The following is a 21,982-nucleotide window of genomic DNA, read 5'->3' as shown; positions in this document are numbered from 1 at the left end:
GGACACCGTTTCCGGTGTCCCCCTCGGGGCTGCTAGTCGCGGGCCGCGGTCAGGTGTTCCGCGTGTTCCTGGAGCGAGCGGACGCCCACGTCGCCGTGGTTGAGGGCATCGATGCCCTGGACGGCCGCGGCGAGCGCCTGGACGGTCGTCAGGCACGGGACCGAGCGCGCCACGGCGGCCGTACGGATGTCGTAGCCGTCGAGGCGGCCGCCGGTGCCGTACGGGGTGTTGACGATGAGGTCGACCTCGCCGTCGTGGATGAGCTGGACGATGGTCCGCTCGCCGTTCGGGCCGGTGCCCTCGGACTGCTTGCGCACCACGGTGGCGTGGATGCCGTTGCGCTTGAGGACCTCCGCGGTTCCGGAGGTGGCGAGCAGCTCGAAGCCGTGGGCGACCAGCTCGCGCGCCGGGAAGATCATCGAGCGCTTGTCGCGGTTGGCGACCGAGATGAAGGCGCGGCCCTTGGTGGGCAGCGGGCCGTAGGCACCCGCCTGCGACTTGGCGTACGCGGTGCCGAAGACCGAGTCGATGCCCATGACCTCGCCGGTGGAGCGCATCTCCGGGCCGAGGACGGTGTCGACGCCGCGGCCCTGGATGTCGCGGAAGCGCGACCAGGGCATGACGGCCTCCTTGACGGAGATCGGCGCGTCCAGCGGCAGCTCGCCGCCGTCGCCGTTCTTCGGCAGCAGACCCTCGGCGCGCAGCTCGGCGACGGTCGCGCCGAGCGAGATGCGGGCGGCGGCCTTGGCCAGCGGCACCGCGGTCGCCTTCGAGGTGAAGGGGACCGTACGGGAGGCGCGCGGGTTGGCCTCCAGCACGTAGAGGATGTCGCCGGCCATCGCAAACTGGATGTTGATCAGGCCGCGCACGCCGACGCCCTTGGCGATGGCCTCGGTGGAGGCGCGCAGGCGCTTGATGTCGAAGCCGCCGAGGGTGATCGGGGGCAGGGCGCACGCCGAGTCGCCGGAGTGGATGCCGGCCTCCTCGATGTGCTCCATGACGCCGCCGAGGTAGAGCTCCTCGCCGTCGTACAGGGCGTCGACGTCGATCTCGATGGCGTCGTCGAGGAAGCGGTCGACGAGGACCGGCCGGGAGGGGCTGATCTCGGTCGACTCGGCGATGTAGGCGGCGAGGCGGGTCTCGTCGTAGACGATCTCCATGCCACGGCCGCCGAGGACGTACGAGGGCCGGACCAGGACCGGGTAGCCGATCTCGTCGGCGATGGCCTTGGCGCCCTCGAAGGTGGTGGCCGTGCCGTGCTTCGGGGCCGGCAGGCCCGCCTCCTCCAGGACGCGGCCGAAGGCGCCCCGGTCCTCGGCCGCGTGGATGGCCTCGGGGGACGTGCCGACGATCGGCACGCCGTTGTCCTTCAGGGCCTGCGAGAGGCCGAGCGGGGTCTGGCCGCCGAGCTGCACGATCACACCGGCGATCGGGCCGGCGAGGGACTCCGCGTGGACGATCTCCAGCACGTCTTCCAGCGTCAGGGGCTCGAAGTAGAGGCGGTCGGAGGTGTCGTAGTCCGTGGAGACGGTCTCCGGGTTGCAGTTGACCATCACGGTCTCGTACCCGGCGTCGGACAGCGCGAAGGAGGCGTGGACGCAGGAGTAGTCGAACTCGATGCCCTGGCCGATGCGGTTCGGGCCGGAGCCCAGGATGATCACCGCGGGCTTCTCGCGGGTCGCGACCTCGGACTCCTCGTCGTAGGAGGAGTAGAAGTACGGCGTGCGCGCGGCGAACTCGGCGGCGCAGGTGTCGACCGTCTTGTAGACCGGGCGGACGCCGAGGGCGTGCCGGACCTCGCGGACGACGTCCTCGCGCAGGCCGCGGATCTCGCCGATCTGCTGGTCGGAGAAGCCGTTGCGCTTGGCTTCGGCGAGCAGCTCGCCGGTCAGCTCGGGCGCGCCGGCCAGCTCGTCCGCGATCTCCTTGATCAGGAAGAGCTGGTCCACGAACCACGGGTCGATCTTCGTGTACTCGAAGACCTCCTCGGGGGTGGCGCCCGCGCGGATGGCCTGCATGACGGTGTTGATCCGGCCGTCGGTGGGTCGCACGGCCTCCCGCAGCAGGGTGTCCTTGTCGCCGGGGTCGCCGACGAAGGTGAACTGGCTGCCCTTCTTCTCCAGCGAGCGCAGCGCCTTCTGGAAGGCCTCGGGGAAGTTGCGGCCGATGGCCATGGCCTCGCCGACGGACTTCATGGTGGTGGTCAGCGTGGAGTCGGCCTGCGGGAACTTCTCGAAGGCGAAGCGGGGGGCCTTGACCACCACGTAGTCGAGCGTGGGCTCGAAGGAGGCCGGGGTCTCCCGCGTGATGTCGTTCGGGATCTCGTCCAGCGTGTAGCCGACGGCGAGCTTGGCGGCGATCTTGGCGATCGGGAAGCCGGTCGCCTTGGAGGCCAGGGCCGAGGAGCGCGACACCCGCGGGTTCATCTCGATGACGATCACGCGACCGTCCTCGGGGTCCACCGCGAACTGGATGTTGCAGCCGCCGGTGTCGACGCCGACCTCGCGGATGATCGCGATGCCGACGTCACGCAGCACCTGGTACTCGCGGTCGGTCAGCGTCATCGCCGGGGCGACGGTGATCGAGTCGCCGGTGTGCACGCCCATGGGGTCGAAGTTCTCGATGGAGCAGACGACCACGACGTTGTCGTGCTTGTCGCGCATCAGCTCCAGCTCGTACTCCTTCCAGCCGAGGATGGACTCCTCCAGGAGCACCTCGGTGGTCGGGGAGAGCGTGAGGCCCTGGCCGGCGATGCGGCGCAGCTCCTCCTCGTCGTGCGCGAAGCCGGAGCCGGCGCCGCCCATGGTGAAGGACGGGCGGACCACGACCGGGTAGCCGCCGAGGGTCTCGACGCCCTCGAGGACGTCGTCCATCGTGTGGCAGATGACCGAGCGGGCGGACTCGCCGTGCCCGGTCTTGCGGCGGACCTCCTCCACGACGTCCTTGAACAGGTCGCGGTCCTCGCCCTTGTGGATGGCCTCGGGCTTGGCGCCGATCAGCTCGACGCCGTACTTCTCCAGCACGCCGTTGTCGTGCAGCGCGATGGCGGTGTTCAGGGCCGTCTGGCCGCCCAGGGTGGGCAGCAGGGCGTCGGGGCGCTCCTTGGCGATGATCTTCTCGACGAACTCCGGGGTGATCGGCTCGACGTAGGTGGCGTCGGCGATCTCCGGGTCGGTCATGATCGTCGCCGGGTTGGAGTTGACGAGGACCACACGCAGGCCCTCGGCCTTGAGCACGCGGCACGCCTGGGTGCCGGAGTAGTCGAACTCGGCGGCCTGGCCGATGACGATCGGGCCGGAGCCGATGACCAGGACGGACTGGATATCGGTGCGCTTAGGCACGCTGGCCCTCCATCAGGGATACGAAGCGGTCGAACAGGTAGGCGGCGTCGTGCGGACCGGCTGCCGCTTCGGGGTGGTACTGGACGGAGAAGGCCGGCTGGTCGAGCAGCTGGAGCCCCTCCACGACGTTGTCGTTCAGGCAGACGTGCGAGACCTCGGCGCGGCCGAAGTCGGTGTCGCTGACCTTGTCGAGCGGCGCGTCGACGGCGAAGCCGTGGTTGTGCGCGGTGACCTCGACCTTGCCGGTCGTCCGGTCCTGGACCGGCTGGTTGATGCCCCGGTGGCCGTACTTCAGCTTGTAGGTGCCGAAGCCGAGGGCGCGGCCGAGGATCTGGTTGCCGAAGCAGATGCCGAACAGCGGCGTCTTCCGCTCCAGGACGGCGCTCATCAGCGCGACCGGGCCGTCGGCGGTCGCCGGGTCGCCGGGTCCGTTGGAGAAGAACACACCGTCCGGGCCGACGGCGTAGACGTCCTCGGCCGAGGCCGTGGCCGGGAGCACGTGCACCTCGATGCCGCGCTCGGCCATGCGGTGCGGGGTCATGCCCTTGATGCCGAGGTCGATGGCGGCGACGGTGAAGCGCTTCTCGCCGACCGCGGGGACGACGTACGCCTCCTTCGTCGCGACCTCCTCGTAGAGGCTCGCGCCCTTCATGTGCGGCTGGGACTGCACGCGCGCGAGGAGCTCGGACTCGGGGGCGATCGCCTCGCCGGAGAAGATGCCGGCGCGCATGGAGCCGCGCTCGCGCAGGTGGCGGGTGAGGGCGCGGGTGTCGATCCCGCTGATGCCGACGACGCCCTGGGCGACCAGCTCGTCGTCCAGGGAGCGCTTCGAGCGCCAGTTGGACGGCACGCGCGCGGGGTCGCGCACGACGTAGCCGGAGACCCAGATGCGCGCGGACTCGTCGTCCTCGTCGTTCCAGCCGGTGTTGCCGATCTGGGGGGCGGTCGCGACGACGATCTGCCGGTCGTACGACGGGTCGGTGAGGGTCTCCTGGTAGCCGGTCATGCCGGTGGAGAACACGGCCTCGCCGAAGGTCTCCCCCACGGCCCCGTAGGCACGGCCGCGGAAGGTGCGGCCGTCCTCCAGGACGAGTACGGCGGGAGTCTTCGCGGCTCCCCTGGTGGAGGTCGTCATCGTGCGCCTTCCGTGTCGTTGGTCATCTGGTTCAGGGTGTCGACCCATTCGGTGTGCTCGGCCGAGCGGTCGGAGCGGAAGCCGGAGTCGATCAGCTTGTCGCCGTGCGCCCAGGTCACCACCAGCAGTCCGCCCTCGGTGAGGACCTTGCCGGCGATGCCCTTGTCGAGCCGGGCGCCGCGCAGCGCGGCGGTGGGGACGAAGAAGTCGGTCGCTCCGGGACGCTCGACCTCCAGGCCCTCGTCGGTCAGGGTGAGCTCGGCCCGGCTGCGGGTGCCGAGGCCGTGGACCACGATGCGGTCCAGCCACTGCCCGGCGGTGGTGGAGCCGTGGTAGCGGCCGCTCATGCTCAGTCTCACCGGGCCGGTCTCGTCCGGCGCGGCGGGCAGGGCCGGGAGGTCGCCCTGGAGGGTGCCGCGCCACTTCCAGCCCTCGCGCATCAGCCAGTAGACGAGCGCGACGAAGAGGGCGAGTCCGACCAGCCAGCCGATACGGCCGGGCCAGTTGGTGACGTCGGCCGACTTCTCGGCCTCGGCCAGCAGGATTACAGGTGTCACGTGAGCTTCCCGTCGACGAGCGTGGCCTTGCCCCGCAGCCACGTGTGCGTCACACGGCCCGGCAGCTCACGCCCCTGGTACGGGGTGTTGCGGCTGCGCGAGGCGAAGCCCGCGGGGTCCACCCGGCCACGGTATTCCGTGTCGACGAGGGTGAGGTTGGCGGGCTCACCTGCCGAGACGGGACGTCCATGGCCGGTGGCCTGTCCGATCTGCGCGGGCCTGGCGGACATGCGGTCGGCCACGCCGGCCCAGTCCAGCAGGCCCGTGGCGACCATCGTCTCCTGGACCACCGACAGCGCGGTCTCCAGGCCCACCATGCCCATGGCGGCCGCGGCCCACTCGCAGTCCTTGTCCTCGTGCGGGTGCGGGGCGTGGTCGGTGGCGACGATGTCGATCGTGCCGTCGGCGAGCGCCTCGCGCAGGGCGTGCACGTCCCGCTCGGTGCGCAGCGGCGGGTTGACCTTGTAGACGGGGTTGTAGGTGCGCACCAGCTCGTCGGTGAGGAGCAGGTGGTGCGGGGTGACCTCGGCGGTGACCTGGATGCCGCGGGACTTGGCCCAGCGGACGATCTCCACCGAGCCGGCGGTCGAGAGGTGGCAGATGTGGACGCGGGAGCCGACGTGCTCGGCGAGCAGGACGTCCCGCGCGATGATCGACTCCTCGGCGACGGCCGGCCACCCGCCGAGGCCCAGCTCGGCGGAGACGACGCCCTCGTTCATCTGGGCGCCCTCGGTCAGCCGCGGCTCCTGCGCGTGCTGGGCGACGACGCCGCCGAAGGCCTTCACGTACTCCAGGGCGCGGCGCATGATCACGGCGTCGTCCACGCACTTGCCGTCGTCGGAGAAGACGGTGACGCCGGCCGCGGACTCGTGCATGGCGCCCAGCTCGGCGAGCTTCTTGCCCTCCAGGCCGACGGTGACGGCGCCGATGGGCTGCACGTCGCAGTAGCCGTGGTCGCGGCCGAGCCGGTAGACCTGCTCGACCACGCCGGCGGTGTCGGCGACCGGGAAGGTGTTGGCCATGGCGAAGACGGCGGTGTAGCCGCCGCTCGCCGCGGCACGGGTGCCGGTGAGGACGGTCTCGGAGTCCTCGCGGCCCGGCTCGCGCAGATGGGTGTGCAGGTCGACCAGGCCCGGCAGCAGCACCTGGCCGGCGGCCTCGACGACCTCGGCGCCCTCGGCGGACAGCCCGGTGCCCACCTCGGCGATGGTCTCGCCGTCGATCAGGACGTCCTGCGGCTCGCCGCCGAGCACCTTCGCACCACGGATCAGGATCTTGCTCATGCTGGTTACTTCTCCTCGGAACCGGTGGGGCGGGTGACGGCGGGTTCGTTGCCGCCGAGCAGCAGGTACAGGACGGCCATCCGGATGGAGACGCCGTTGGCGACCTGCTCGATGGCGGTGCAGCGGTCGGAGTCGGCGACCTCGGCGGTGATCTCCATGCCGCGGACCATGGGGCCGGGGTGCATCACGATGGCGTGCTCGGGCAGCCTGGCCATGCGGTCGCCGTTGAGGCCGTAGCGCCGGGCGTACTCGCGCTCGGTCGGGAAGAAGGCCGCGTTCATGCGCTCGCGCTGGACCCGCAGCATCATCACCGCGTCGCACTTGGGCAGGGTGCTGTCGAGGTCGTACGACACCTCGCAGGGCCAGTTCTCGACGCCGACCGGCACCAGGGTGGGCGGGGCGACCAGGGTGACCTCGGCGCCGAGGGTGTGCAGCAGGTCGACGTTGGAGCGGGCCACCCGGCTGTGCAGGACGTCCCCGACGATGGTGATCCGCCTGCCGGACAGGTCCTGGCCGAGTCCGGCGTCCCGGCCGACCAGCCGACGGCGCATGGTGAAGGCGTCCAGCAGGGCCTGGGTCGGGTGCTGGTGGGTGCCGTCGCCGGCGTTGATGACCGCGGCGTCGACCCAGCCGGAGTTCGCCAGGCGGTAGGGGGCACCGGAGGCGCCGTGCCGGATGACGACGGCGTCCACCCCCATCGCCTCCAGGGTCTGGGCGGTGTCCTTCAGGGACTCGCCCTTGGACACCGAGGACCCCTTGGCGGAGAAGTTGATCACGTCCGCGGAGAGGCGCTTCTCGGCGGCCTCGAAGGAGATCCGGGTGCGGGTGGAGTCCTCGAAGAAGAGATTGACGATCGTGCGGCCGCGCAGGGTCGGCAGCTTCTTGATAGGCCGGTCGGCCACCCGGGCCATCTCCTCGGCGGTGTCGAGGATCAGGACGGCGTCGTCGCGGGTGAGGTCGGCGGCCGAGATGAGATGACGCTGCATCTGTCAGGCTCCGTAAGGCAGTTCATTCGGGAGATATGGGGCAAACGGGCGCGGGTGCGGGCACGCCGAAGCGGCGCGGCGCCTGAGTTGCTACTGGTCGGCCTTCACACCGAGCAGCACGGTGTCGCGACCGTCCTCCTCGGCGAGCTGGACCTTGACCGTCTCCCGCAGCGACGTGGGGAGGTTCTTGCCGACGTAGTCGGCGCGGATGGGCAGTTCGCGGTGGCCGCGGTCGACCAGGACCGCGAGCTGGACCGCGCGCGGGCGCCCGATGTCGTTCAGGGCGTCGAGGGCGGCGCGGATGGTGCGGCCCGAGAAGAGCACGTCGTCGACGAGGACGACGAGCTTGCCGTCGAGGCCGTCACCGGGGATCTCGGTACGGGCCAGCGCACGCGGCGGGTGCATGCGCAGGTCGTCGCGGTACATGGTGATGTCGAGCGAGCCGACGGGGACCTTGCGGTCGGTGATCTGCTCCAGCTTGGCGGCGAGCCGCTGGGCGAGGAAGACGCCGCGGGTCGGGATGCCGAGGAGCACCACGTCGTCCGCGCCCTTGGCGCGCTCGACGATCTCGTGGGCGATGCGGGTCAGCACCCGCGCGATGTCGGGACCCTCGAGAACGGGTCGCGCATCGGCTGCCTGTGCGCTGGCGTGCGTGTCCATACGAAACGGACCTCCTTCTCCGCCTCACGGGACGGACCTTAAAGGACGTCGGATTTGCGCCATCCACCGTAGCAGGTCCCCGGGAGGTCTCGATCACCCGCTTGGCCTAATCAGTCGCCACTACCACGGAAGAGTCGGGGTGGACCATTCGGCTTGACGCATGAGAGTCACGCTGCGTAACCTCACAGTGAGTTACCAGCCGCGCGGCGGGAAGACAGCCGGCCGCGTCGACACAGTGTCCGGGGAGCTATATGTCCAGCGAATACGCCAAACAGCTCGGGGCCAAGCTCCGGGCCATCCGCACCCAGCAGGGCCTTTCCCTCCACGGTGTCGAGGAGAAGTCCCAGGGTCGCTGGAAGGCCGTGGTGGTCGGTTCCTACGAGCGCGGTGACCGTGCCGTGACCGTCCAGCGTCTCGCCGAGCTGGCCGATTTCTATGGTGTCCCGGTGCAGGAACTGCTGCCGGGCACCACGCCGGGCGGTGCCGCCGAGCCGCCGCCGAAGCTCGTCCTGGACCTTGAGCGGCTCGCCACGGTGCCGGCCGAGAAGGCGGGCCCGCTGCAGCGCTACGCGGCGACGATCCAGTCCCAGCGCGGCGACTACAACGGCAAGGTGCTGTCGATCCGCCAGGACGACCTGCGCACTCTCGCCGTCATCTACGACCAGTCCCCCTCGGTCCTCACCGAGCAGCTGATCAGCTGGGGTGTCCTGGACGCGGACGCGCGCCGCGCGGTGGCCACCCACGAAGACGCCTGACCCCGCCGAATACCTCAGCAGAAACGTGCCGCCGGGGCGGCCGGAACCATGTGGTTCCGGCCGCCCCGGCGGCGTTTCACGACAGCGGAGGCGCGCCCCTGGTACGGGAACGCCGGGAGGGCGCCCCGCGGCGGCCACGGGGCCGCTCCCGGCACCGGCAGGCCGCCGACACGCCTGAGGGGCGCGAGGACTGCGCGACAGGCCGCGGACGTCCCGCGGCCGGCGTACTGCAGTCTCCCGGCGCCCCTCGTACGACGTCGGCCACCCCGGCGGGGCGGTGGGGTCAGGCCCGGCGGAGCGTGGGCTTCAGTTCTTTCAGGCGCCCCAGCAGGCCGTTGACGAACGAGGGCGAGTCGTCCGTCGAGAACTCCTTCGCCAGCTGCACCATCTCGTCCAGGACGACGGCGTCCGGGGTCTCGTCGACCCAGATCAACTCGTACGCGCCCAGCCGCAGGATGTTGCGGTCGACCACCGGCATCCGGTCGAGCGTCCAGCCCACGGCGTACTGGGCGATCAGCTCGTCGATGCGCCGCGCGTGCTCCGCGTAGCCCTCGACCAGCTGCATCGTGTACTCGCTGACCGGCGGCTGCCGCGTGTCGGACCGGGAGAGCCGGATCCAGTCCGCGAGGACCGTCAGGACGTCGGCGCCGCGCTGGTCGCCCTCGAAGAGGATCTGGAAGGCGCGCTTGCGGGCCGTGTTGCGGGCAGCCACGGTTAGCTGTTCACCCGGCCGAGGTAGTCGCTGCTGCGGGTGTCGACCTTGATCTTCTCACCGGTGGTGATGAAGAGCGGGACCTGGATCTGGTGGCCGGTCTCCAGGGTGGCGGGCTTGGTGCCACCGGTGGAGCGGTCGCCCTGGACGCCCGGCTCGGTCTCCTGGACGACCAGCTCGACGGCGGCCGGCAGCTCGACGAAGAGCACCTCGCCCTCGTGCCGGGCGACGGTGGCCGTGAAGCCCTCGATGAGGAAGTTGGCGGCGTCGCCGACGGCCTTGCGGTCGACCATCAGCTGGTCGTACGTCTCCATGTCCATGAAGACGAAGTAGTCGCCGTCCATGTACGAGAACTGCATGTCGCGCTTGTCGACAGTGGCCGTCTCGACCTTGACGCCGGCGTTGAAGGTCTTGTCGACGACCTTGCCGGAGAGCACGTTCTTGAGCTTGGTGCGCACGAAGGCCGGGCCCTTGCCGGGCTTGACGTGCTGGAACTCGACGACGGACCAGAGCTGGCCGCCTTCGAGCTTGAGCACCATGCCGTTCTTGAGGTCGTTCGTGGAAGCCACGGTTGCGGAATCTCCTGGACTGACGTACGACCCCGGGTCTCGCGCCCAGCGAGAGGCTAGAGCGCGAGCAGCTCCTTGGTCGTGATGGTGAGTAGCTCGGGTCCGCCGTCCGCCTCGGGGCGTACGACGAGCGTGTCATCGATCCGGACACCGCCCCGGCCCGGGAGGTGGACCCCCGGTTCGACGGTGACCGGCACGCAAGCGTCCAGTTTACCCATGGCCGCGGGGGCCAGCTGCGGGTCCTCGTCGATTTCGAGTCCGACACCGTGTCCGGTCAGCGGTGGCAGTGCTTCCGCATAGCCGGCGGAGTCCAGGACCTGCCGTGCCGCGCGGTCGACGTCCCGGTAGGCGGCACCCGGCGCCAGGGACTCGCGTCCGGAGCGCTGAGCGGCGAAGACGAGGTCGTAGAGCTCGATCTGCCAGTCGGCGGGCGAGGTCCCGATGACGAAGGTGCGGCCGATCTCGCAGCGGTAGCCGCGGTAGGTGGCGCCCAGGCAGACGGAGAGGAAGTCGCCCTCCTCCACCCGCCGGTCGGTGGGGCGGTGGCCGCGCCGGCCGGAGTGCGGTCCGGTGGCCACGGAGGTGGGGAACGCCGGGCCGTCGGCGCCGTGGTCGACCAGACGCCGCTCCAGCTCCAGCGCCAGGTGCCGCTCGGTGCGGCCGACCAGGATGGACTCCAGCAGCTCGCCGAGCGCCTGGTCGGCGATCTCCGCGCCGATGCGCAGGCAGGAGATCTCCTCCTCGTCCTTGACGACCCTGAGCTGTTCCACGGCCCCGCCGATGTCGGCGAGACGCACGGCGGGGGCGACCGACGTCAGCGTTCTGTGCCGGGCCACGGTGAGGTGGTGTTCCTCCACCGCCAGGGAATCGGCGCCCTGGGCCGCGGCGAGACCGGCCGCGGCGACCGCAGCGTCACCGGCCGGCGTGGGCAGGACGTGCAGCCGCAGGTTCTCGTCGGGCCGGCCCTCGTAGGGGCGGTCCTCGGGTGGGCCGGCGCAGACGAGCAGGTCCTCGCGCCTGCCGAGGAGCAGGACGGCGCCCCGAGGGGCTGCGGCCGCGAGATAGCGCACGTTGGCGGGGCGGGTGACGAGCGCTGCCGCGGTACCGGCCGCGTTGAAGTGTTCCCTCAGGCGGGATCGGCGGTTCGCGTACACCTCTGACATGAGATGAGCGTAGGAGTTTTGACCGATTTGTGCCGGTTGGGTGGGGCCGAGTGGGGTCCGCGCGGAGATCCGCACCCCCGACTCACCAGCTCGGCGGGCTCGCGATCGCCCTGGCCAGGACCTCGTCCAGCACCCGCGCGGTGCCCGGGACGTCGAGCTGGGAGTTGTCGATGATCGGGAGGCCCGAGCCGTACCAGCCGGCCATGCGGCCGTGGATGCGGGCCACCTCCTCGTCGGTGAGGCGGCGGTTGCCGGAGCGCTCCGCGTTGCGCTCCAGGACGATGTCCAGGCCCGGCAGCAGGACGACCGGCAGCAGCCCGGGACCCACGTGGCGCTTCCAGCCGCCGAGCCCGACGACCGGACGGTCCGGGAAGACGGCGTCGTCCAGGATGCAGGAGATGCCGTTGGCCAGGAAGTTGCGGGCGGCGAAGCCGCAGGTGCGGCGGGCCAGGCGGTACTGGGCCTCGGAGTTGTCGTTCCAGCCGGTCTGGGGGTCGGCGAAGCCCGAGCGGACCCATTCGCGGACGTCGTCCAGGCTGATGTGGGCGGTGGGGACGCGCCGGTGGTCCGCCCAGTACTTGGCCACGCTCGTCTTGCCCGCGCCCGCCGGGCCGATCAGCAGGACGGCCAGGGTCGTGGCCGTCGGGTCCGGGACCACCGCGGCGGGCGGCGCCATGGGCACTCCGACCGGACCGCCGGGTGGCAGGGACAGGTGACCGGTGGTATCGGGGGCCGCGTGAGCGGGCGTGTGCGGCGGGGGCGGTGGCACAGGAGTGGACGCGGCCGGGAAGCTCGGCGCCGGGGGTGGCGGGGGGACCGGTGCGGGCCCCTGGGGGCTGCCCTGATGCGGGCCCGGGTGGTGGCCGGCCGGCGCCCACCCGGCGTGCGGCACCTGCCCCGGCCGGTGGGGCGGAGGCAGCTCAGACCCCACTGCGTGCTGCATCCGTTGCCACTCCGTCTCGTCACTCGGCTCGTCCGCCGCCGGGGCGCCCGAGGCGGTGTCGCGCCCCTCCGGCACACCCGCTGCGGGCAGTTGGTGCTGGCAGCGGGGGTACACCCCGCGCCGTACCGAACGGTACCGTCCCCCGCCGTCGTTTGGTGAAACGGCCGGGGGCGGCCCGAAGTGCCCGTTCCGCAAAGGAAATCGGACCGAGGGGAAACGGGCGTACGGAACAGTGCGGGACCTACTGGCCCACTTCTCCGTAGGCGGCGAGCAGGACGGCCGGGTCGGGGCCCTCCAGGACGGTCGGCTTGCCGATCGAGTCGAGGACGATGAAGCGCAGCAGGTCGCCGCGCGACTTCTTGTCGACCTTCATCGCCTCCAGCAGCTTGGGCCACTGGTCGTAGCGGTAGTGCAGCGGCAGGCCGACGGACTCCAGGACCGTGCGGTGCCGGTCCGCGGTCGCGTCGTCCAAACGGCCCGCGAGGCGGCCCAGTTCGGCGGCGAAGTGCATGCCGACCGCGACCGCGGCGCCGTGCCGCCACTTGTAGCGCTCGTTCTTCTCGATGGCGTGGCCGAGCGTGTGGCCGTAGTTGAGGATCTCCCGCAGACCCGACTCCTTCAGGTCCGAGGAGACGACCTCCGCCTTCACCCGGATCGACCGCTCGATCAGCTCGGCCGTGTGCGGACCCGCCGGGGTCCGGGCGGCCTCGGGGTCGGACTCGATCAGCTCCAGGATCGCCGGGTCGGCGATGAAGCCCGCCTTGATGACCTCCGCGAGACCGGAGACGTAGTCGTGCACCGGCAGGGAGTCCAGCGCGGCCAGGTCGCACAGCACACCGGCCGGCGGGTGGAAGGCGCCCACCAGGTTCTTGCCCTCGGCGGTGTTGATGCCGGTCTTGCCGCCGACCGCCGCGTCGACCATCGCCAGCACGGTGGTCGGGACGGCGATCCAGCGCACCCCGCGCAACCAGGTCGCGGCCACGAAACCGGCCAGGTCCGTGGTCGCGCCGCCGCCCACGCCGACGACGACGTCGGTGCGCGTGAAGCCGGACTGGCCCAGCGCCTTCCAGCAGTAGGCGGCGACCTCGGCGGTCTTGGCCTCCTCCGCGTTGGGCACCTGGATGGCGACGGCCTCGTAGCCCTGCCCGGCCAGGTCGGCGCGGAGCGCGTCGCCGGTCTCGGCCAGCGCCTCCGGGTGGATCACCGCCACCCGCTTGGCCCTCGGTCCGATCAGCCCGGCCAGCTCGCCCAGGAGTTGCCGGCCGACCAGCACCTCGTAGGCGTCGGTCCCGGCGCTGCCTGCGACCTGGATCCGGGTGACTGACTCGCTCATGCTTCCTTCAACTCCAGTGCGTCCAGCGCTGCTCGGGTGACCTCTTCGGGGGTGCGGCCGTCCGTCGCCACGACGGCGGTGGCGACCTCCTCGTACAGGTGCCGCCGCGCCTCCATCAGCTCGCGCCACTGCTTGCGCGGGTTGACCGACAGCAGCGGGCGGGCCACGTTGAGGCCGGTGCGCCTGACGGCCTCCTCCACGTCCATGGAGAGGTAGACCACCCGGTGCCCGGCGAGCAGTGCCCGAGTCTCCGCGTCGAGGACGGCACCGCCGCCGAGCGCGAGGACGCCCTCGTGCCCGGTGAGCGCGTCCCGCACCGCCCGCTTCTCGATGGCGCGGAAGGCGGACTCGCCCTCCCCCACGAAGATGTCGGCGATGCTGCGGCCCTCGGCGGCGACGATGTCCTCGTCGGTGTCCCGGAACCCGGTGCCGAGCCGCTCGGCCAGCAGCCGGCCCACGGTGGACTTGCCCACGCCCATCGGACCGACGAGTACGAGAGCAGGCACGGCGCTCACCGGATCTGCAGGTGGTCGAGGTACGACCGCACGTTGCGGCGGGTCTCGGCCACGCTGTCGCCGCCGAACTTCTCCGCGACCGCGTCGGCCAGGACCAGCGCGACCATGGCCTCGGCGACGATGCCGGCGGCCGGCACGGCGGACACGTCCGAGCGCTGGTGGTGCGCCTGGGCCGCCTCGCCGGTGGTCACGTCGACCGTCCGCAGCGCCCGCGGCACGGTCGCGATCGGCTTCATCGCGGCACGCACCCGCAGCAGCTCACCGGTGGACAGGCCGCCCTCGGTGCCGCCCGCGCGTCCGGAGGTCCGCCGGATGCCCTCGTCGGTCCGCACGATCTCGTCGTGCGCCTGGGAACCCGGCACCCGGGCGAGCTCGAAGCCGTCACCGATCTCGACGCCCTTGATCGCCTGGATGCCCATCAGGGCGCCGGCGAGACGGGCGTCCAGCTTGCGGTCCCAGTGCACGTGCGAGCCGAGACCGACCGGAACGCCGTAGGCCAGCACCTCGACCACACCGCCGAGGGTGTCGCCGTCCTTGTGGGCCTGGTCGACCTCCGCGACCATCGCCTTCGAGGTGTCCGCGTCCAGGCAGCGCAGCGGGTCGGCGTCCAGCTTCTCCACGTCGGCCGGCGTGGGGTACACGCCCTGCGGGGCCTTCACGGAGCAGAGCTCCACCACGTGCGAGACGATCTCGACGCCCGCGGTCTCCTTCAGGTAGGAGCGGGCCACGGCGCCCAGCGCCACCCGTGCCGCGGTCTCACGCGCCGAGGCGCGCTCCAGGATCGGGCGGGCCTCGTCGAAGCCGTACTTCTGCATGCCCGCCAGGTCGGCGTGGCCGGGCCGGGGCCGGGTCAGCGGCGCGTTGCGGGCGAGCCCGGCCAGCACCTCGGGATCGACCGGGTCGGCCGCCATGACCTGATCCCACTTGGGCCACTCGGTGTTGCCCACCATGATCGCCACCGGGGAACCGAGGCTCAGGCCGTGCCGGACGCCACCCAGGAAGGTGATCTCGTCCCGCTCGAACTTCATCCGCGCACCGCGGCCATAACCGAGCCGTCGCCGTGCCAGGTGGTCCGCCACCATCTCCGTGGTGATCGGCACGCCGGCGGGAAGGCCCTCCAGCGTTGCGACCAGTGCCGGACCGTGGGACTCCCCCGCGGTCAGCCAACGCAGCCTGCTCAACGGTGCTCCTCAGTGTTCGCGCCCGGTACTGCCCTCAGTACGCGTGTCCGCGCGTACGGCGACGGCGCGGCCGGGTGCGCGACCCCGGCACGCCACCTCCGATCCTCCCACGTCCGGGGCCGGTGTCCGGCCGCCGGTCCAGCAGGCGGACGGTACGGCGGCGGTCAGCGGGCGGCGAGCGCCTTCTCGCCGGCGTGCCGCATGGCCTCCAGCGGGGCCGGCGAGCGGCCGGTCATCTGCTCGACCTGAAGGACGGCCTGGTGGACGAGCAGGTCGAGACCGCTGACCACGGCTCCCCCGAACATGGACCAGCGGGCCGCCAGCTCGGTGGGCCAGGGGTCGTAGAGCACGTCGAAGAGGGTGGTGGGGCGCTCGGGCACGGCGGCGGCGAGGGCGTCGGTCGTACCGGCCGGTGTCGTGGCGATCACCAGCGGGGCCCGCAGGGCCTCGGCCGCGTCCGCCCAGTCCGCGGTGCGTACGTCCACGTCCAGCCGCTCGCCCCACTCGCGCATCTCCGCGGCGCGGGCCTCGCTGCGGACGTAGGCGACGATCTCGCCGGTGCAGATCCGGGCCAGCGCGGCCAGCGCGGAGGAGGCGGTGGCGCCTGCGCCGAGGATCGCGGCGGAGCCGACCTCCTCGATCCCGTGCTCGCGCAGGGCGGCGACCATGCCCGGGATGTCGGTGTTGTCGCCGAGGCGGCGGCCGTCGTCGGTGAGGACCACCGTGTTGACCGCGTCGACGGAGGCGGCCGTGTCGCTGATCCCGTCCAGCAGCGGGATGACGGCCCGCTTGAGCGGCATCGTGAGCGACAGCCCCGCCCACTCCGGCCCGAGCTCCTCGAAGAACCCGGGCAGGGCCGCCTCGTCGACCTCGAAGCGGTCGTAGGACCAGTCGGCGAGTCCGAGCTCGTCGTACGCGGCCCGGTGCAGCACCGGGGAGAGGGAGTGGGCGACGGGCGAGCCGAGCACGGCGGCCCGGCGTGTCACAGTCATCAGTTCTTCTTCCGCGACGCGTTCCACTCGTTCACGAGCTTCTCGTGCTCCTCGAGCGTCCTGGTGAACTTGCTGGTCTTGCCGTCCATCGAGATGAAGTAGTACCAGCCGTCGTCGGTCGGGTCGAGCGCGCCCTTGAGCGCCTCCTCGCCGGGGTTGCTGATGGGCCCCGGCGGCAGGCCCTTGGAGAAGTACGTGTTGTACGGGTTGTTGTACTTGCGCAGCTCGGCGATGCTCAGGTCGATCTTGCTCTGGTTCTTCACGTAGTTGTACGTGGAGTCGAACTCCAGCCGCCCGTAGGTCTGCGGGTTGCCCGGTTCGAGGCGGTTGTAGACGACCTCGGCCATCTTGCGGAAGTCGTCGTGGCTCGTGCCCTCGGCCTGCACCAGGCTCGCCACGGTGAGCAGTTCCCAGGGGCTGTCGAGGCCGAGGACCTTGGCCTTCTTCTCCAGACCCAGTTCCTGGTACGTCGAGGCGGCCTGGGACACCATGTTCTTCAGCACGGCCTCGGGCTCCTGACCCTTGGTGACCGGGTAGCTGGAGGGGTAGAGGAAGCCTTCGAGCGGGTCCTTGAGGTTCGGGTGGTTCAGCGCCCAGGCCGGCAGGCCGAGGTGCTTGTAGTCCTTCTTCGCGACGCGTGCGGTGGTGCCCGCCTTCACGCCGAGCCGTTTGTCGATCATGCTGTAGATCGCGGCGTTGCGCAGCCCCTCGGCGAGGATCAGGTTGCTGCGGCTCTTCGGACTGAGCATCAGCTCCACCGCGCTCGCGGCGGACATCTCCTTCTGGAGCGTGTAGACACCGTCCTGGAGCCCCTTGCCCCGGGGGTTGGCCTGGAGCGCGGAGACGAACGCGGCCGCGCTCTCGACGACCCCCGCCTCCTTCAGCTTCTCGCCGATGGCCCAGCCGCCGGCGCCCTTGGGGATGGTGACCGTGACCTGCTCGCCGTTGCCGCTGCCCGCGTAGTCCGGGGCCGCGCCGAAACGATTTTGGTAGAACTTGTAGCCGAAGTAGCCGACCCCGCCGAGGCCACCGCCGAAGACGAGGACGACCACCATGCAGGCGCACCCGGTGCGCCCTTTCTTCTTCTTGACGGGCTTGCGGCCCTTGCCCCGCTTCTCGCGCCGGCTCTGGAGCTCGTGCTCCTCGTCGTCCTCGCCGCCGTCTCCCGCGAAGAAGGCGTGCTCCTCCTCCTCGGCCGCGGGTTCCGGTTGCGGTTCCGGTTCGGGGCGGCGGCGGCCGGGCGGCACCGGCGGCGGGTAGGCGTCCTCGGTGCCGTAGAGGTCGGGCTGCTGCGCGCCGTACGCCGCCGGCTGCTGGCCGTACGGATCACCGGGATCGGCGGCATAGGGCACCTGGCCGTGGCTGCCGCTGGCGTCCCAGGTGCCCTGGTGGAAGTGCTGCTGCTGAGTGTGACCTGCGTAGTTCTGGTCGTACTGCGAGTGGCCCTGGCCGTCGTAGTGCTGATGCTGCTGCTGTCCGCCGTACCCGGCCTGCTGTTCCTGGTTCCAGTCGCCGTACTGCGGCTCCTGCGGGTAGGGCTGCTGCGGCTGGCCGCCGTAGGCAGGCTGCCGGCCGACGTGCGCCTGCTGCCCTTCCCATCCGCCGTCCCCGTACAACGGGTCCTCCGGATGCCACGGTTCGGAGCCTGGGCCCCGGCCATACTCAGTCATCGATCCCCTAGAGCCGCGAGGCCGACGGACTCGCGGCCGGTGGGCCGGCTTCCGTTCCGCCTCTTGTTGTGCCCCGGCTGTTCGAACACCGGCGCATCGCGCGGAACGTTACCGTATCGCGATCAGATGACCACTTCGACGCCCCCGCCGGGTGCCTGGCCTGACACCCGTTCGGATTCCAGGGCCTGCTGCAGGATGATCACAGCGGCGGCCTGGTCGATGACCGACCGTCCCTTCTTGGACTTCACCCCCGAGGCCCGCAGCCCCTGACTGGCCGTCACGGTCGTCATCCGCTCGTCGACCAGCCGCACCGGCACCGGCCCGATGCCCTTGGCCAACTCCTGTGCGAAGGCACGGACCTTGACGGCGGCCGGGCCCTCGCCCCCCTTGAGGGAGCGAGGGAGGCCGACGACGACCTCGATCGGTTCGTACTCCTCCACCAGCTGCCGCAACCGGCGGTGGGCGGCCGGGACGTCCCGGCCGGGGACGGTCTCGACCGGGGTGGCGAGGATCCCGTCGGGGTCGCACGAGGCGACCCCGATCCGGGCGTCCCCGACGTCGATGGCGAGCCGACGTCCTCTGCGCATCTTCTCGACCGTTTCTTACGTGTCCTACTTGTTCTTACGTGTCCTACTTGGCGGTCTCGGTGACGAGACGCTCCACGGCGTCCACGGCGTCACCGACGGCGGCCGGGTTCTGGCCGCCGCCCTGGGCGACGTCCGGCTTGCCGCCACCGCCGCCGCCGAGGGTCTTGGCGGCCGTGCGCACCAGGTCACCGGCCTTGAGGCCGCGCTCGCGGGCGGCCTCGTTGGTGGCGATGACGGTCAGCGGCTTGCCGTTGTTGACCGTGAACAGGGCGACCACGGCGGCCCGGCCGCCCTGGATGCGGCCGCGCACGTCGAGGACCAGCTTGCGCAGGTCGTCCGGGGTGGTGCCGTCCGGGACCTGTCCGGTGACCAACGCCACACCACGCACGTCCTTGGCGGACTCGGCGAGACCGCCGGCGGCCTGCAGCACCTTCTCGGCGCGGAACTTCTCGATCTCCTTCTCGGCGTCCTTCAGCTTGCCGAGCATGGCGGAGACCTTCTCCGGCAGCTCCTCGGGGCGGCCCTTGATCAGTTCCTGGAGCTGGGCCACGACCGTGTGCTCACGGGCGAGGAAGTTGTACGCGTCCACGCCGACGAGGGCCTCGATACGGCGGACACCCGAGCCGATGGAGGACTCGCCGAGGAGCTTCACCAGACCCAGCTGGGCGGTGTTGTGCACGTGGGTGCCGCCGCACAGCTCCTTGGAGAAGTCGCCGATGGTGACCACGCGGACGCGCTCGCCGTACTTCTCGCCGAACTCGGCGATCGCGCCCTGCTTCTTGGCCTCGTCGATGCCCATGACCTCGGCGTGCACGTCGAGGTCGCGGGCGAGCACCTCGTTGATCTTCTGCTCGACGTCGGTCATCACGGCCGTCGGGACCGCGGACGGGGAGCCGAAGTCGAAGCGGAAGCGGCCGGGCTGGTTCTCGGAGCCGGCCTGGGCGGCCGTCGGGCCGAGGGCGTCGCGCAGCGCCTGGTGGGTCAGGTGGGTGGCCGAGTGGGCGCGGGCGATGGCCGTGCGGCGGCGGGCGTCGATGGAGGCGTGGGCCTTGGCGCCGACGGTGACCTCGCCGACCTGGACGACACCCTTGTGGACGTACACGCCCGGGACCGGCTTCTGACAGTCGCGGACCTCGATGACGGCACCGGTGTCGACGCGGATCCGGCCGGTGTCGCCGATCTGGCCGCCGCCCTCGGCGTAGAACGGGGTGCGGTCGAGGACGACCTCGACCTCGTCGCCCTCGGAGGCGGCCGGCGAGGAGACGCCGTCGACGAGCAGACCGACGATCGTGCTCTCGCCCTCGGTGTCGCTGTAGCCGATGAAGTCGGTGGCACCGGCGGCGTCGGCGATCTCGCGGTAGGCGCCCATGTCGGCGTGCCCGGTCTTCTTGGCCTGGGCGTCGGCCTTGGCGCGCTCCCGCTGCTCCTTCATCAGGCGGCGGAAGCCGTCCTCGTCCACGGAGAGCCCCTGCTCGGAGGCCATCTCCAGGGTGAGGTCGATCGGGAAGCCCCAGGTGTCGTGGAGCAGGAAGGCCTTGTCGCCGGAGAGGACGGTGCCGCCGGACTGCTTGGTCTCGGTGACGGCGGTGTCGAGGATGTTGGTGCCGGCCTTCAGCGTCTTGAGGAAGGCGTTCTCCTCGGCGAGGGCGACCTTCTCGATGCGCTCGCGGTCGGTGATCAGCTCGGGGTACTGCTGGCCCATCATGCCGATCACGGTGTCGATCAGGTCGCGGACGACCGGACCGGTGGCGCCGAGCAGGCGCATGTTGCGGATGGCGCGGCGCATGATGCGGCGCAGGACGTAGCCGCGGCCCTCGTTGCCCGGGGTGACACCGTCGCCGATGAGCATGGTGGCGGTGCGCATGTGGTCGGTGACGACGCGCAGCGACACGTCGGAGTCGTGGGCGTCGCCGTAGCGGACGCCGGTCAGCGCGGTGGCCTTCTCGATGACGGCCATGGAGGTGTCGATCTCGTACATGTTCTGCACGCCCTGCAGAATCATGGCGAGCCGCTCCAGGCCGAGGCCCGTGTCGATGTTCTTGCTCGGCAGTTCCCCGAGGATCTCGAAGTTGTCCTTGCCGATGCCCTCGCCCCGCTCGTACTGCATGAAGACGAGGTTCCAGATCTCCACGTACCGCTCGTCGTTGACGGCCGGGCCGCCCTCGACGCCGAACTCGGGGCCGCGGTCGTAGTTGATCTCGGAGCAGGGGCCGCACGGGCCGGGGACGCCCATGGACCAGTAGTTGTCCTTCATGCCGAGGCGCTGGATGCGCTCCTTCGGCACCCCGACGACCTCGTGCCAGATGCGCTCGGCCTCGTCGTCGTCCTGGTAGACGGTGATCCAGAGCTTCTCCGGCTCCAGGCCGTAACCGCCCTTGTCCTGGGGCGTGGTGAGCAGCTCCCAGGCGTACTTGATGGCACCTTCCTTGAAGTAGTCGCCGAAGGAGAAGTTGCCGCACATCTGGAAGAACGTGCCGTGGCGCGTGGTCTTGCCGACCTCTTCGATGTCGGGCGTGCGCACGCACTTCTGCACGCTGGTGGCGCGCGCGAAGGGCGGCTTGACCTCACCCAGGAAGTAGGGCTTGAAGGGGACCATGCCGGCGGGGACGAGGAGCAGGGTCGGATCGTCCGCGATGAGCGACGCCGAAGGCACGACGGTGTGCCCGCGCTCCTCGTAGAAGCTCAGCCAGCGGCGGCGAATCTCGGCCGACTCCATCAGTGGTCCTCATTCCGGTTGTACGAGTACGTCGTGTTCTCGATGTACTTCGGGTTGCTGCGGTCGTTCTCGATGGCGGTGTACCGCCGGGGCGCGGGGAGTTCGGGGTCGTCCTGGATGCCGAGGGCCTCCTCCAGCTCGGCCTCCCGCTGCGCCATGTTGTCGCGGACGTCGAGCGCGAAGCCGACCGCGCGGTCCTTCAGGCGCTGCCCCGTCTCCAGCGCCTTGTTCGCCGCGGTCGCGGCGAGGCTCTCCGGGGTGAGCTGCCTGAGCTTGCGGTTGACCTTGGTGGTGGCCCACACACCGGCGGCGACGCCCGTGCTGAACCAGAACGTACGACGGAACATCGCTCGGTCTCTGTCCTTACTTCCGCTTGCGTCGTGCGGCGGGAACCGTGCGGCCCACGATCACGGTACGCCGGGGCGACTTGGCCGGCACGTCCTCCTTGCGGCCGCCCAGCGCACGGCGCACGCCGTACCCGAAAGCCGCGACCTTGACCAGCGGCCCGCCGAAGGTGGAGGCGACGGTGCCGGCCAGCGCGGAGGCGTTCGACGTGACCTCCTGGACGTCGGAGGCGATCGCGTCGACCCGGTCGATCTGGGTCTGCGCGGAGCGCACGGTCGCGGAGGCGTCGGCGAGCAACGGGACGGCCTGGTCGGTCACATCCGCCACGAGCTTGGTGGTCGCCTTGAGCGTCTGGGCCAGCCTCGCCAGTGCGACGGCGAGGAAGGAGACCAGGATCGCCCAGAAGACGGCCACCAGGATCCCGGCCACCTCTCCACCGGACACTGTGCGCACCCACTCCCTCAAACGTGCCTGAGCATCGAAAAAGTCGTGGCCCCGAGCCTATCGCGCCGGGGCCGGGGCTCCGTACCGGATTCCTC

Annotated in this window: 20 protein-coding genes; 1 reads left to right on the top strand and 19 read right to left on the bottom strand. The window is 71.0% G+C overall.

Annotation, left to right across the window (positions count from 1 at the left end; genetic code table 11):
* Window positions 1-32: 32 nt before the first annotated feature.
* The 6 genes from carB to pyrR form a co-directional block, all read right to left on the bottom strand.
* Complete coding sequence (carB, locus tag BLW57_RS31835; protein ID WP_093479196.1) at window positions 33-3,341, bottom strand: carbamoyl-phosphate synthase large subunit; 3,309 nt, start codon at window positions 3,339-3,341, stop codon at window positions 33-35.
* A complete protein-coding gene (carA, locus tag BLW57_RS31830) occupies window positions 3,334-4,476 on the bottom strand; it encodes a glutamine-hydrolyzing carbamoyl-phosphate synthase small subunit (RefSeq protein ID WP_093479195.1) in 1,143 nt (380 codons plus the stop codon). Before carA ends, carB begins: the two co-directional genes overlap by 8 nt.
* Entirely contained in the window at window positions 4,473-5,033 is a 561-nt protein-coding gene (locus tag BLW57_RS31825; protein WP_093479194.1) for a PH-like domain-containing protein, read from the bottom strand. The genes carA and BLW57_RS31825 overlap by 4 nt, the downstream gene beginning before the upstream one ends.
* A complete protein-coding gene (locus BLW57_RS31820; RefSeq protein ID WP_093479193.1) occupies window positions 5,030-6,316 on the bottom strand; it encodes a dihydroorotase in 1,287 nt (428 codons plus the stop codon). Before BLW57_RS31820 ends, BLW57_RS31825 begins: the two co-directional genes overlap by 4 nt.
* 5 nt (window positions 6,317-6,321) lie before the next feature.
* Window positions 6,322-7,302 carry an aspartate carbamoyltransferase catalytic subunit gene (locus BLW57_RS31815; protein WP_093479192.1) on the bottom strand — a complete coding sequence of 327 codons (981 nt, stop codon included), beginning with the start codon at window positions 7,300-7,302 and terminating at the stop codon, window positions 6,322-6,324.
* A gap of 90 nt (window positions 7,303-7,392) precedes the next feature.
* The gene (pyrR, locus tag BLW57_RS31810; protein WP_073899407.1) at window positions 7,393-7,962 is read right to left on the bottom strand and encodes a bifunctional pyr operon transcriptional regulator/uracil phosphoribosyltransferase PyrR; all 570 of its coding nucleotides are present in this window, start codon (window positions 7,960-7,962) and stop codon (window positions 7,393-7,395) included.
* A gap of 251 nt (window positions 7,963-8,213) precedes the next feature.
* Here pyrR and bldD point away from each other — a divergent pair, with 251 nt between their 5' ends.
* On the top strand, window positions 8,214-8,717 hold the full coding sequence (gene bldD / locus BLW57_RS31805) for a transcriptional regulator BldD (RefSeq protein WP_020938842.1): 504 nt from the start codon (window positions 8,214-8,216) through the stop codon (window positions 8,715-8,717).
* 283 nt (window positions 8,718-9,000) lie between these two features.
* On the opposite strand, the gene nusB is transcribed toward bldD, so the two are convergent.
* The 13 genes from nusB to BLW57_RS31740 all read right to left on the bottom strand — a co-directional run bounded on the left by nusB (window position 9,001) and on the right by BLW57_RS31740 (window position 21,896).
* Window positions 9,001-9,429 (bottom strand): transcription antitermination factor NusB, encoded by a 429-nt coding sequence (gene nusB / locus BLW57_RS31800; RefSeq protein WP_073899409.1) that lies wholly within the window; start codon window positions 9,427-9,429, stop codon window positions 9,001-9,003.
* A 2-nt stretch (window positions 9,430-9,431) separates the two neighbouring features.
* A complete protein-coding gene (gene efp, locus BLW57_RS31795; protein ID WP_093479191.1) occupies window positions 9,432-9,998 on the bottom strand; it encodes an elongation factor P in 567 nt (188 codons plus the stop codon).
* Between the two features lie 56 nt (window positions 9,999-10,054).
* Window positions 10,055-11,161 (bottom strand): aminopeptidase P family protein, encoded by a 1,107-nt coding sequence (locus tag BLW57_RS31790; protein WP_093479190.1) that lies wholly within the window; start codon window positions 11,159-11,161, stop codon window positions 10,055-10,057.
* Between the two features lie 82 nt (window positions 11,162-11,243).
* The gene (locus tag BLW57_RS31785; RefSeq protein WP_093480985.1) at window positions 11,244-12,104 is read right to left on the bottom strand and encodes a Pro-rich N-terminal domain-containing protein; all 861 of its coding nucleotides are present in this window, start codon (window positions 12,102-12,104) and stop codon (window positions 11,244-11,246) included.
* 241 nt (window positions 12,105-12,345) lie between these two features.
* Window positions 12,346-13,437 (bottom strand): 3-dehydroquinate synthase, encoded by a 1,092-nt coding sequence (aroB, locus tag BLW57_RS31780; RefSeq protein WP_093479189.1) that lies wholly within the window; start codon window positions 13,435-13,437, stop codon window positions 12,346-12,348.
* Window positions 13,434-13,916 (bottom strand): shikimate kinase, encoded by a 483-nt coding sequence (locus BLW57_RS31775; RefSeq protein WP_093479188.1) that lies wholly within the window; start codon window positions 13,914-13,916, stop codon window positions 13,434-13,436. The genes aroB and BLW57_RS31775 overlap by 4 nt, the downstream gene beginning before the upstream one ends.
* A gap of 32 nt (window positions 13,917-13,948) precedes the next feature.
* Entirely contained in the window at window positions 13,949-15,133 is a 1,185-nt protein-coding gene (gene aroC / locus BLW57_RS31770) for a chorismate synthase (protein ID WP_093479187.1), read from the bottom strand.
* A gap of 164 nt (window positions 15,134-15,297) precedes the next feature.
* Complete coding sequence (locus BLW57_RS31765; RefSeq protein WP_093479186.1) at window positions 15,298-16,125, bottom strand: shikimate dehydrogenase; 828 nt, start codon at window positions 16,123-16,125, stop codon at window positions 15,298-15,300.
* Window positions 16,125-17,795 (bottom strand): endolytic transglycosylase MltG, encoded by a 1,671-nt coding sequence (gene mltG, locus BLW57_RS31760; protein WP_176985796.1) that lies wholly within the window; start codon window positions 17,793-17,795, stop codon window positions 16,125-16,127. Before mltG ends, BLW57_RS31765 begins: the two co-directional genes overlap by 1 nt.
* Before the next feature lie 122 nt (window positions 17,796-17,917).
* Window positions 17,918-18,382: a Holliday junction resolvase RuvX gene (ruvX, locus tag BLW57_RS31755; protein WP_093479184.1), complete on the bottom strand. Its 465-nt coding sequence runs from the start codon at window positions 18,380-18,382 to the stop codon at window positions 17,918-17,920.
* Between the two features lie 43 nt (window positions 18,383-18,425).
* Entirely contained in the window at window positions 18,426-21,098 is a 2,673-nt protein-coding gene (gene alaS / locus BLW57_RS31750) for an alanine--tRNA ligase (protein ID WP_093479183.1), read from the bottom strand.
* On the bottom strand, window positions 21,098-21,445 hold the full coding sequence (locus BLW57_RS31745; protein WP_093479182.1) for a hypothetical protein: 348 nt from the start codon (window positions 21,443-21,445) through the stop codon (window positions 21,098-21,100). The genes alaS and BLW57_RS31745 overlap by 1 nt, the downstream gene beginning before the upstream one ends.
* 16 nt (window positions 21,446-21,461) lie before the next feature.
* Window positions 21,462-21,896: a DUF948 domain-containing protein gene (locus BLW57_RS31740; protein WP_093479181.1), complete on the bottom strand. Its 435-nt coding sequence runs from the start codon at window positions 21,894-21,896 to the stop codon at window positions 21,462-21,464.
* Between the last annotated feature and the right edge of the window lie 86 nt (window positions 21,897-21,982).

Source organism: Streptomyces sp. 1222.5 (assembly GCF_900105245.1).
Taxonomy (GTDB): domain Bacteria; phylum Actinomycetota; class Actinomycetes; order Streptomycetales; family Streptomycetaceae; genus Streptomyces; species Streptomyces albidocamelliae.
The sequence above is the reverse complement of the archived record's forward strand: the minus strand, read 5'-3'. Positions and strand labels throughout refer to the sequence as shown.